Origin of the sequence: Rhodococcus sp. 24CO (assembly GCF_050586165.1) — a bacterium.
Taxonomy (GTDB): Bacteria; Actinomycetota; Actinomycetes; order Mycobacteriales; family Mycobacteriaceae; genus Rhodococcus_F.
Window position 1 is genome coordinate 233,434 of record NZ_JAZFNF010000001.1, and the last position, 11,783, is coordinate 245,216.

Consider the following 11,783-nt stretch of genomic DNA (forward strand, 5'->3'; position numbering starts at 1 on the left):
GTGCGGGCAGAGGTTTGGGCATGCACATTTTCGCCGACGGGTGTCAGCGAAAGTGGACTCGAGATGTGTGACTACTTCGCAGCGATGACCGCTCCGGGATTGAGAATCCCTAGAGGATCGAGCGCATCTTTGATCTTCCGGTTCAACGCCATTACGTCCTCGCCAAGCTGAGCTGGCAACCAGTCGCGCTTGATCCGGCCCACTCCATGCTCGCCGGTAATGGTGCCGCCCAGTGCAATTGCCAGATCCATGACCCGACCGAATGCAATCTGGGCGCGTTCGGTCATATCGGGATCAGACGGATCGAACACGATCAGCGGATGAGTGTTTCCGTCGCCGGCGTGCGCCACGGTGCAGATAAGGACATCTAGATCCGCGGCGATGGCTTCCACCCCGGTGATCAATCGTGGCAGTTCTCGCATCGGAACGCCGACATCTTCGAGGAGCAGATTCCCCAATGCTTGAACGGCTGGAAACACTGCCCGTCGAGCCGCAGTGAAAGCATCGCCCTCTGCTTGGTCGTCTGTCGCGAAAACTTCGGTGGCCCCGTTGTTTTCACACGCTGCGACAATGCTCTCGATCTCGAGTACGCCAGCGGCGCCGTGGGCATCGGATTGGGCCAGAATCAGTGCCCGAGCCTTCCGGTTGAGCCCCATCCGCACAGAATCCTCGACGGCATTGATGCTGGCGTGATCCATGAACTCGAGCATCGCCGGACGCATATTGCTGGTGATCGCCAAGACTGCGTCGGCAGCTTCCTCGACGGAATCGAACGACGCCACGACAGTGGAAGCGGGCGGCTGCGCCGGAATCAGACGCAAGGTGATCTCAGTGATGATGCCCAGAGTGCCCTCACTGCCGACAAATAGTTTCGTAAGTGATAGTCCTGCAACATCTTTCAAAAGAGGTCCGCCCAGTGACACCGCGGTGCCGTCGGCGAGCACTACCTTCAGGCCGAGCACATAGTCGGTGGTGACGCCGTATTTCACACAACAGAGTCCACCGGCATTGGTAGCGGCATTGCCGCCGATGGAACAGATTTCGAACGACGACGGGTCAGGTGGATACCAGAGTCCATGCTCAGCGGCAGCTTTCTTGACCTCGGCGTTCATCAAGCCGGGCTGAGTTACGGCCACCCGGGCTACCGGGTCGATGGTGATCGCGCGCATTCGCTCGGTGCTGACCATGATGCAACCGTCGACGGCGCTGGAGCCACCGGAGAGTCCTGAGCCTGCGCCGCGCGGAACCACGGGAACACGATGTTCGGTGGCCCAGCGCATCACGGCCTGGATATCTTCGGTGCAGGTGGCCCGGACAACCGCCAGGGGGTTGCCTGCATTCGGATCGGCTGCCCAGTCTTGGCGGTAACCAGCCGTCAGGTCCGGATCGCGCAGGAGTGCACCATCCGGCAGCACCGCGATCAGTTCTGCCAGTCCCGTCGAATCAACCGAAGTCATAACTCCATCATGCGCGCAGAACTTGGGGATGCGAGGTGAGTTGGCGGAACTCCCCGCTAACGGCCCTTCGGTTTGCCCGTGAACCGGCCACCCGAACTCTTGGTGCCGCCCGACTTGCCGCTACCCGCTTTGCCGCCGGCCTTGGCTTTGCCGCCGCTGGTATTGCGGCCCGAGACACTCTTTGCCGTTCCGGCGCTCTTGGCTTTGTGGTCGGCTTTAGCCGCTTCGGCACGGCGTTCCTTCGCTGCCTGCTTAGCTTTGACCGAACCCTTGATCTTCTCGGCCGGCTGGCCGTTGCGCCCGCGCGAACTCTGAGCGGTACGTCCTCGCACGATGCCGATGAGTTCTTCGACCAATTCTGTGGTCTTGGACTCCAACCATGCCAAGGCGATCGGGGACTCGGGAGCACCGGCAACAGGACGGAAGGTCAGATCCTTGCGGTGGTGCAACCGCGCAACTGAATGCGGAACTACAACAACGCCGATGCCGGCCGCAACCAACTCGATGGCGTCGGCGATAGTTTCCGGCCGCTCGGCTGCTGCCTTACCTGGACGCGTCGGCCATTCGAGGGTGTCCTCGAGAGGGTTGAGCACAATCTCGTCGTCCAGATCGGCGACAGAGATCTGTTCTACAGCGGTGAACACGTGATCCTTCGGGATCACCACGACCGGTGTCTCTGCATACAGGGAGATTGCGCTGAGTTCTGTGCGATCGATCGGCAACCGAACCAGGCCGGCGTCGGCCTCGCCCGCCCGTAGCGCCGCCACAACCTCGAGAACCGGAAACTGGACCAACTCGAGACGGACGTCTGGAAGCCGCTCGTGCCACACCCGAATCCACTTGGTCGGCGTTACCCCGGGGGCATACGCGAGTCGAAAAATTGCCGGACTATCCGCGTTGCTCACCCGGCAAGGTTACCGCCTTGGTAAAACGCGACGCGATGGCTGGCTACTCTTGTTGCATGACGTCGAACAAAACGCCCCAGACGATGAAGCCGACGACGGCTGCCAAGAAGCTGGGTGTGTACCTGGAAGCAACACCGAAAGAGTTCCAGGAAGGCGACGTGACCCGTGAAGAACTGACCGCGCTTCAGACCGAAGCACCGGAGTGGCTGCTGGAACTGCGCCGCACCGGCCCGCACCCGAAGCAGGTCATCGCCGCAAAGCTGGGCATCTCCATCGCCGGCCTTGCTCGCGGCGGCGTCGAAGAGGCGCTCACCACGGATCAGGTTGCTGCCCTGCTGGAAGAAAAGCCCGAGTGGCTGGAGAAAGAACGCGCCCTGCAAGCGGAGGTGCGCGCCGAGAACCTCCGTATCAAGGAGAAGCGCGCATCGCGCCGCAATCAGCCGCGCAAGGCTCGTAGGGGCTAAAGCCCCCTTGCGCCTTTTCGGTAGTGCCCACTGCCAAAAAGGCGCACAGGGTGTCAGCCCTCGACGATGCTGAGCTCGTCGAACACGATTTCACCCAACGCGTCGGACTCCGGGATGTCGACGACACCGAGCAGTGCCCAGCCGTGATCACCCTCCGGGTCCTCGAGCACCTGACGTACTCGCCAGAACTCGCCTTCCTCGACTACCTGGAACAACGCCGGCCCACGCGCAGACGGTCCTGTTCCGATGGAGCTGTACTCCTCGAAATAGGGGAGCAGTTGCTCTTCCCACTCGGCGGCGTCGATACCGTCGTCGAGGTTTTCCAGTTCGTTCCACTGTCGCCGCGACGCGAGGTCGATCCGGCGGAACATCGCGTTGCGCACCATGACGCGGAACGCGCGCGGGTTGGCCGAGATCGGGCGCGGAATGTCGGCGCCGAATGCAACCTCTTCGGTGTCGGCTTCGGCTCCGGGGTCGGTGAGCGACTCCCACTCGTCGAGCAGGCTCGAGTCGACCTGACGGATCAACTCACCCAGCCACTCGATGATGTCTTCGAGTTCTTCGGTACGCGCCTCGGTAGGCACCGTCTGGCGCAGGGCGCGGTACGCGTCCGCGAGATAACGCAGAACCAGGCCTTCGGAGCGGGTGAGGCCGTAATGGCTGATCAATTCGGCAAACGTCATGGCGCGTTCGATCATGTCGCGCACGACGGACTTGGGGGAGAGCGCAAATTCGGTGATCCACGGATGGCCGCCGCGGTACATCTCGAAGGCGGGGAACAGTAACTCCGCCAACGGTTTCGGCCAGGTGACCTCTTCGAGGAGTTCCATCCGCTCTTCGTACTCGATGCCGTCGGCCTTCATCTGGGCAACAGCCTCACCGCGGGCGAAGTGCTGCTGACCCATCAACACCTGACGGGGATCGTCGAGCGTCGATTCGATGATGGACACGACATCGAGTGCGTACGTATCGGATTCGACGTCGAGGAGTTCGAACGCGGCCAGAGCAAACGGCGAGAGCGGCTGATTCAAGGCGAAGTCGCGCTGCAAGTCCATCGTCAACCGCGCCATGCGGCCGTGCTCGTCGGGTTCGTCGAGGCGTTCCACGATGCCGGCGCTGAGCAATCCGCGGTACAGCGAGATCGCCTTGAGGATGTGCTTGCGCTGCGCCGGACGCGATTCGTGGTTGTCCTCCAACAGATGTCGCATCGCGTCGAAGCAATTACCGGGTCGGGCAATGACATTGAGCAGCATGGAGTTGCTGACGGAGAACCGCGACACCAGCGGTTCCGGTGATGCCGCAACCAGGCGGTCGAACGTCGCTTCGCTCCACGACACAAAACCTTCGGGAGCTTTCTTGCGTTGAATTTTCTTGATCTTCTTCGGATCGTCGCCGGCCTTGGCGACCGCCCGCAGATTGTCCACCTCGTGTTCCGGCGCCTGCACGACGACGGTACCCATCGTGTCGTAACCGGCGCGGCCGGCGCGACCCGCGATCTGATGGAACTCACGAGCCTTCAGGTGGCGGGTGCGGACGCCGTCGTACTTGGCCAGACCCGTCAGCAACACAGTGCGGATGGGGACGTTGATGCCGACGCCGAGTGTGTCGGTGCCGCAGATGACCTTGAGCAGACCGTCCTGGGCGAGGACTTCGATGAGCCGTCGGTATTTGGGCAACATGCCGGCATGGTGAACGCCGATGCCGTGGCGAACCAACCGGGAGAGCGTCTTGCCGAATCCCGTCGTGAAGCGAAATCCGCCGAGCGCCTCGGCAATTGCTTCCTTCTCCGTTTTGGAGCAGAAGTTGACGCTCGTGAGCGCTTGCGCGCGTTCGAGAGCTGCGGCCTGCGTGAAGTGCACGATGTACACCGGAGCCTGGTTGGTGGTGACCAACTCTTCGATGGTCTCTCCGACCGGTGTGGTGGCGTACGAGAACATCAGGGGGACAGGGCGTTCGGTACCCGAGACGACGGTGGTGGGCTTGCCGGTGCGACGCGTGAGGTCCTCGGAAAAGAAGTCCACTTCGCCCAGAGTTGCCGACATCAGCAAGAACTGGGCGTGCGGTAGTTCGATCAGTGGAACCTGCCACGCCCACCCGCGATCCGGTTCGGAGTAGAAATGGAACTCGTCCATCACTACCTGGCCGATGTCGGAATCGGGGCCCTCCCGCAACGCGAGATTAGCGACGATCTCCGCTGTGGCACAGATGATGGGAGCCGACGAGTTGACCGCAGCATCGCCGGTCATCATGCCGACATTCTCCGCGCCGAATACCTCGCACAGAGCAAAGAACTTTTCGCTCACCAAGGCTTTGATGGGTGCCGTGTAGTACGTGCGCTTGCCCTGGGACATCGCGTAGAAGTGCGCGCCGATCGCCACCATCGACTTCCCGGAACCGGTTGGGGTCGCCAAAATGACGTTGGCACCCGAGACCAGTTCCATCACAGCCTCTTCCTGGGCAGGATAGAGCGTCAAACCACGCTCGATCGTCCAGGATAAGAAGGCGTCGAAAACGGAATCGGGATCCGCGTTGTCGGGGAGCAGTTCCGTCAGCAGCACTTGTACAGGTTAGCCGCTGGCGGTGATCAGGTTGCGCTGCGCTCGTCGGAGCCCATCGCATCGAGTACCGCCATGCGTGTCGACGACGAACCGGTGATGGTGTTTTCGCCGACCCCGGCAATCAGCATGTGCCGCCAGTGCGCCTCGTCGAATACCAGTGGCGCGGTGTTCGAAAGGAATTCCTCGATCACCTGAAGGAAATGCATGGGGTCGTCGCGGAAGGGGAAGTGCCCGGATCCACGGAAAACTTCGAGTCGGGAGTTGGGCATCGCCGCATGCGCGAGGTGCGCGTGCGAGACGGGAATCACGGAATCCTCGTCACCCCAGATCAACTGAACCGGCAGATTCTCCGTCAGATAACACCGATCGAGCATCGTGACGACCTGACCTCGCCAGTCGACTACCGCGCGCAACGTCCGCAGGTATGCCTCGTAGGCCGTGGGGTCTGGTAGTTCGGCGAGAACACGAATCAGGTCCGGAGTGTCGTGCAGCATGGTTCCTGGACGCAGGTTCGATCCGTGAACGGCGCCGGCGAGACTACCGGCGAAGCGCACGATCGGCATCGCTCCGGGAATGCGCAGAAGTTTGAGGACCTCGTTGACCACCGGCACCGACATCAACCGGAGAATCGGATGGACGTCTTTGGTGATGCCGCCGGTCGAGACCAACACGAGTCGATCGACCATGTCGGGGAACTGGTATGCAAATTGCATCGCCACACCGCCGCCGAGCGAATGCCCGATGACACTGACGTGTTCGATGCCCAGAGTGGACAGCAAATCGCGCATGCCGTTGGCGTAGGCCGCTACCGAGTAATCGGCACGAGGCTTGTCGGAGCGACCGTGTCCGAGAAGATCGGGGGCGATGACGGTGTAGTTCTTGGCCAGGTGGGGGATGATCTCTGACCACGTGGACGAATTGTCGCCAATTCCGTGCAAGAGCAGAACTGCAGGGCCGTCGCCGGCAATGCGAAAAGCTCGACGGTAACCGTGAATCGTCCGAAACATCATCCGCGGTTCCTCGTCGGGAACTGGCCGGAGCTGCCGCGTTCGGGGTCTGCTCATGTCGCCTCCAGTATCAGCGCGTGACCACTGTTGACTGAATCGCTCCGATTTGTTGAGCCGTCAACAAAAGTCACGCAGAATTTGAGGCTATCCGACAGATGTATCGAGAACAACATCTCAGGTAACGACGTGGTTGCGGAATGCGCACGATGTGCGCAATTCCGCAGCTCGTATGTCAGTTTCGGTCGGATTCGCCGTCGTCCGGCGTGTCGAACTCTCCATTGCCTGCCTGTTCGGCCAGGAAGCGCTCGAATTCGGCACCGATCTCGTCTCCACTGGGAAGGTCGGCCTCACCGGCGAGCAGTGACGCCTGCTGTTCCTGCGCCGTCACGAAGGTGTCGTACTGGCGCTCGAGAGCGTGGACTACGGTCTGAACTTCTTCGTTCCCGGCTATGTGCTCGTTAACCTGTTCGAGGACACGCGCTGAAGCCTCACCCAGGGCGGCGAGTGGCAATTCGAGTCCGGACACCTCTGCCACATTCTCGAGCAAGGTCTCGGACGCAGCCGGGTAATCGGTCTGGGCCAGGTAATGGGGAACGTGAACGGAGAAACCGACAGCTTCGTGGCCGTGCTGGCTCATCCGGAATTCCAACAGCGACGACGCACTGCCGGGAACCTGAAGTTCGCCGGACCAGCGCTGGTGGTCGCCGATCAGATCCTTGTTCGTGGAATGCGCCGTCAGACCCAACGGGCGGGTGTGCGGAATCGCCATCGGGATCGCATTGAGTCCGATGGTCTGGCGCACGCCCAGCTGTTCGGCGAGCAAGCGGACAGCGGTGGTGAAGCGCTCCCACTTGAGATCGGGTTCCATGCCGGCAAGCAGCAGGAAGGGGGTTCCCACCGTGTCACGAAGCGCGTAAAGGTTCAGAGAGGGGGCGTCGTAGTCCGAGAAGTGATCGGCCTTGAACGTCATCGTGGGCCGGCGTGATCGGTAGTCGATCAACTCGTCCACGGCAAACGACGCGACAAGTTCGGTTTCGAGGCTCTCGCGCAAATGCTTCGTCGCAAGTTTTACGGCGTGACCCGCGTCGGAGTAGCCCTCGAGTCCGTGGATGAGAACCGGGCCCTGGCCGTCGGCAGCCGACAACTGGGGTGCCGGGAATTCCAGCTCGTACATTTTCGACTGGTCGTCCATCGCAGTCCCCTTCTTTCGCGGTGCGTGTTTCCAGTGTCCACTATCGGCGGTTGCCGATTCGCAGTGGAGTCGGCAGTGGAGTCGTCTTTACGCCGAGGTTCCTTTGGTGGAACGTGTCCGACGTGCTCAGGCATTCCCGAATTCCGACGCGGATGCGTTCGCCAGGAGCGAAGCGTGCCGGTTCGGGTTCGACACCGTCGCGCAGTGGGCGGAGATCCACGATCCGGGAGATAGGACATGGCAGAGTGGCGAAGAGGTACTGCCGTGGTGGATTTCTCCCATTCGGCTGCAGCCGAATGGAGGCACACGTGATGGTCGGTCGGGGATCGCGCAGGTCGATGCTCACAGGCGTCGTGGCTGTAGTTGCTGCGCTCGGATTGGTATCGGGGTGTTCCTCGTCGGTTTCCGGGGACGCTCAGCCTGATGCCGGCGGACAGACACCCGCCGCAGCAGGGTCGAGCGCTTCCAGTGCGGCAGCGTCGACACCACCAAGCACTACGGCTTCATCCACAGCAGCGCCGCTAGCGGACCTGTTGCTGACTCCCGCAGAGTTTCCGCCGCCATTCGACGCAGTAGTGCTTCCCGCGCAAGCTGTTCCGATGGCCGCGCCGGATCTGGTGGGCGTTCCGCGCGGAGCAACCGTCGACCCCGCAGACTGCGCCCCACCCGAACAGGACTACGGGCCGACGGGCACCGTCATGGCCGTGGGCACCGACAATGCGAGTAGGTCGACAATCTCGGTGGAGCTCACTCGGAGTGACACCAGCCTGACCACGTTGGAAGCGCAGACCGAAGATTGCACCTCGATGAAGGTGACCGCAAACGGAGTGACGTCGACGGTCACGACGGCAATTTTGCCGCCTTCGCCGATCAACGCCGATCAGACGTTGTCCTTGCGGAGGACGGTGTCCACGCCATCCGCGGCTACCGGGGACCAAACGATGTTGACTCTCATGGCCCAGGTCGGTGACGTGCGCATTGCTGTCACGCTGATGACATTCGGTGCAACCGAGCCGTCCACCGCGCCGCTGGACGAGGCATTCACCGCCGCTGTTCAGAAGGTTCGCGCGGGCAGCTGAGGATAATGCACGAGGCACCGACAATCATCGCGTGATCGGTGCCTGTGTTCGTGATTCATCCACAGCAAGATCGGTTGTCCACAGCTGACCTTGACGAGCGACGTTTTGCCAGGTCGAGCGCCGCAGGTCGGTGGCCGCTCTTGTCATGGTCTACGCATGACAACACCACCGTTTTCCCGGGAATTCGAATCCTCCGACGACCAGGCGCAGAGTTGGGCGTCGCGTGAGTCCGAACACCTTTCGGAACCTGGCGAGCTGATCGCCGCGATCCCAGCGTTGATGGGGTTCAGCCCCGAAGATTCCGTCGTCGCGTTGTGCCTGATGGGCACCACACCGAAAACGCTCGGACCGATCATGAGACACGACTACTTTCCGAACATCGGCTCCGAGCTGGCTCCGGCGATGCGCTCGGCCCTCGAGCAATTCGTTCGAGTCTGTGCGACAGAAGGAACAGTCGCGGTGATCCTGGTGATGATCGGAGACCATCCGTTGGGGGAATTATTCGATATCGCAGCGGAATTCAACGACATGCTTACCGGCAACTGCGTCGAACTCGTCGATGTGTTCGCAGTACCGGTGATCGCGAGGGGCCGCGACTGGATGAGCATCCTCGCGCCGGATCGGTATGGGCGCCTGCCCGATCCCGGTTCATCCTCTGTCGCGGCCGCCCAGGTCCTCGGCGGCCGTGTCATCCGAGCGTCGCGCAGCGAGTTGGTGCGCTCGGTTCGTGGGCAATCGAGCAACCACGCGACGATCGGGTCGTTGATCGACCAGGGGCGCGCGCAGATCGCGTCGGCGCGGTGCGAGGCGCACTGCTCGAACGATCCCTTCGCTCAGGTGCGCCGGGAGGTCGAGGAAGTTCTGGCGTTTGTCGAGCGGATGCGGCGCGGAGTATTTCCCGACCCCCGCGAATGTGCACACCTGGCACTGGTGTTGTCGGACGTGCGCGTCCGAGACACTGTCATGGGTCTAGCGGCCACGGAGTACGCAGATGCCGCGGAAGCGTTGTGGACGATCTTGACTCACGAGCTTCCGGTTCCCGAATGCTCTTATCCCGCTACGCTTCTGGGATTCTTCGCCTATGCCCGCGGTGATGGCCCACTCGCCGGCATCGCGCTCGCGTATGCGCTGGAAGCGGACCCCGAATACAGTCTGGCCGGCTTGCTCGACAACTCGCTGCAAGCCGGCATGCGACCGGACGGAATTCGCAGGCTGGCGGAAGTCGGACTCGACCTCGCCCGGGACTTCGACGTGAGTGCGATGCCCGAGGCGAGGTGAGTTGGACCTGAAGGACTCGAGCGTCGCAGATCTACCGAGCGGAGTGCGATGCAGAACCGAGGTCCTGTAGGAACTGCCAGGCATCCGCGACGATCACGTCGAGATCGGTGCGCGTCGGTGTCCACCCGAGTTCGGCAATTGCCTTGTCGCTGGACGCGATCAAGACGGCCGGGTCGCCGAGACGACGTGGCGCGTCTTCGACATTGATCGGCAGTCCCGTCACCCGAGCGCACGAAGCAATGACCTCGCGGACGCTGAATCCGGCACCGCTACCGAGGTTGTAGATGCGATGCTCGGACGGCGTGGACTTCTCCAAGGCGAGGAGATGAGCCTCGGCGAGATCGAGCACGTGGATGTAGTCCCGCACGGCAGTGCCGTCGGGCGTGGGCCAATCGGTGCCGAAGACCGCGATCTTGTCGCGCTGCCCGAGGGCAACCTGCAGGATCAACGGGATCAAATGTGTTTCGACAACCCGGTTTTCACCGGCAGACTTGTACGCACCCGCGACATTGAAGTACCGCAAGCTGGTGGCGGCAAGACCGTGCGCGACGGAGTACGACGTGATCGCGTGGTCGATGGCGAGCTTGGACGCTCCGTACGGATTGGTAGGCCGAGTCGGAGCAGTCTCCATGATCGGAGTCTGCTCAGGCTCGCCGTACGTCGCCGCCGTCGACGAGAACACCAACCTCGGAGTCCGAGAGGCGCGGATGGCCTCGAGGAGCGCGAGGGTTGTGACTACGTTGCCCTGCCAGTACTTTTCGGGATGCAGTACCGATTCACCGACGAGTGACTGCGCGGCAAAATGCAGTACACCGTCGAAAATCGGGGAGTTGCCGAGGACCTTCGCAGCCGTCTGAGCTACATCACCTTCGATGAAGTCGGCGCCGGCTGGGACGGCGTCGGCATTTCCGGTGGAGAGGTCGTCGATCACAACGACCTCGTGTCCGCGTTCGAGTAGCACTGTGCTGCAGACACTGCCGACATAGCCGGCACCGCCGGTAACCAAAAGTTTCATGAAATTCCTCAGACCAGCTTTACCTGTACGGCGTGCGCCATTTCTTCTGCCAACTCCACACCGTCGTGGCCGGGCACGATGATGGTCACCGAACCCGGGCGCGTCTCGACGGTAACCCTGGCGTCCGGAACGACGCCGGCGTCTCGCAGTTGCGCGATCACATCGGGATCGGACTGCACGTGCTCGGCAAGCCTGCGCACGACCACAGCCGTCGGCTTGCCCGCGGGAACGTCGGTGAGACGCATCAAGGTTTCGGCGGGATTGCTCGGCCCGTCCAGACCCAGCTGATCCAGCCCGGGAATCGGATTACCGTACGGCGACGTGGTCGGGTTGTTCAGAACGACGACGAGTCGGCGCTCGACGTCCTCGCTCATCACATGCTCCCAGCGGCACGCCTCCGCATGCACGTCTTCCCACTTCAAGCCGATGATGTCCACCAACAGTCGTTCTGCCAAGCGGTGCTTGCGCATGACTGAAACGGCAAGGTCGCGGCCCTTGTCGGTGAGCTCCAGGTGTCGATCGCCGGCAACCATCAGCAATCCGTCGCGCTCCATGCGCGCAACGGTCTGGCTCACGGTGGGTCCGCTCTGCTCGAGCCGTTCGGCGATCCGCGCCCGGAGTGGGACGACGCCCTCTTCTTCCAAGTCGTAGATCGTCCGGAGATACATCTCCGTGGTGTCGACTAGATCCTTCACACTCAACCCCTTCGTCAACGGCCATTCTACCGTTCGGTTCCGGAAACTTGTGCCGCTCCATCAGCGGCGAGTCCGGCTGTTCGGCCGGTGGCGACATCCCTGGTGTGACGGCCTGGACACACTTTCGAGATCA

General features: G+C 62.1%; 10 protein-coding genes. 3 read left to right on the plus strand and 7 right to left on the minus strand.

What is annotated here, in order from left to right; genetic code table 11:
* Window positions 1-71: 71 nt before the first annotated feature.
* Window positions 72-1,457 carry an FAD-binding oxidoreductase gene (locus tag V2B23_RS01095; RefSeq protein ID WP_430948641.1) on the minus strand — a complete coding sequence of 462 codons (1,386 nt, stop codon included), beginning with the start codon at window positions 1,455-1,457 and terminating at the stop codon, window positions 72-74.
* 56 nt (window positions 1,458-1,513) lie between these two features.
* The gene (locus V2B23_RS01100) at window positions 1,514-2,362 is read right to left on the minus strand and encodes a LysR substrate-binding domain-containing protein (protein ID WP_430948642.1); all 849 of its coding nucleotides are present in this window, start codon (window positions 2,360-2,362) and stop codon (window positions 1,514-1,516) included.
* A 56-nt stretch (window positions 2,363-2,418) separates the two neighbouring features.
* Between V2B23_RS01100 and V2B23_RS01105 the strand changes: the two genes are divergently transcribed.
* The gene (locus tag V2B23_RS01105) at window positions 2,419-2,826 is read left to right on the plus strand and encodes a DUF5997 family protein (RefSeq protein WP_033234799.1); all 408 of its coding nucleotides are present in this window, start codon (window positions 2,419-2,421) and stop codon (window positions 2,824-2,826) included.
* 53 nt (window positions 2,827-2,879) lie between these two features.
* Here V2B23_RS01105 and V2B23_RS01110 read toward each other — a convergent pair whose 3' ends face one another.
* From V2B23_RS01110 to V2B23_RS01120, 3 genes are all read right to left on the minus strand, one after another.
* Entirely contained in the window at window positions 2,880-5,384 is a 2,505-nt protein-coding gene (locus V2B23_RS01110; RefSeq protein ID WP_033234798.1) for a DEAD/DEAH box helicase, read from the minus strand.
* Between the two features lie 26 nt (window positions 5,385-5,410).
* Window positions 5,411-6,448, minus strand: a complete 1,038-nt coding sequence (locus V2B23_RS01115; RefSeq protein WP_430948643.1) for an alpha/beta fold hydrolase — start codon at window positions 6,446-6,448, stop codon at window positions 5,411-5,413.
* A gap of 175 nt (window positions 6,449-6,623) precedes the next feature.
* Window positions 6,624-7,583 (minus strand): proteasome assembly chaperone family protein, encoded by a 960-nt coding sequence (locus V2B23_RS01120; RefSeq protein ID WP_033234796.1) that lies wholly within the window; start codon window positions 7,581-7,583, stop codon window positions 6,624-6,626.
* A 311-nt stretch (window positions 7,584-7,894) separates the two neighbouring features.
* Between V2B23_RS01120 and V2B23_RS01125 the strand changes: the two genes are divergently transcribed.
* Together V2B23_RS01125 and V2B23_RS01130 are read left to right on the plus strand one after the other, a co-directional pair.
* Window positions 7,895-8,662 (plus strand): sensor domain-containing protein, encoded by a 768-nt coding sequence (locus V2B23_RS01125; protein ID WP_430949153.1) that lies wholly within the window; start codon window positions 7,895-7,897, stop codon window positions 8,660-8,662.
* 156 nt (window positions 8,663-8,818) lie between these two features.
* Window positions 8,819-9,940 (plus strand): DUF4192 domain-containing protein, encoded by a 1,122-nt coding sequence (locus tag V2B23_RS01130; RefSeq protein WP_430948644.1) that lies wholly within the window; start codon window positions 8,819-8,821, stop codon window positions 9,938-9,940.
* A gap of 31 nt (window positions 9,941-9,971) precedes the next feature.
* On the opposite strand, the gene galE is transcribed toward V2B23_RS01130, so the two are convergent.
* Together galE and V2B23_RS01140 are read right to left on the minus strand one after the other, a co-directional pair.
* Entirely contained in the window at window positions 9,972-10,955 is a 984-nt protein-coding gene (gene galE / locus V2B23_RS01135; RefSeq protein WP_430948645.1) for a UDP-glucose 4-epimerase GalE, read from the minus strand.
* A gap of 8 nt (window positions 10,956-10,963) precedes the next feature.
* Window positions 10,964-11,650 carry a metal-dependent transcriptional regulator gene (locus V2B23_RS01140; RefSeq protein WP_033234793.1) on the minus strand — a complete coding sequence of 229 codons (687 nt, stop codon included), beginning with the start codon at window positions 11,648-11,650 and terminating at the stop codon, window positions 10,964-10,966.
* Window positions 11,651-11,783: the final 133 nt, after the last annotated feature.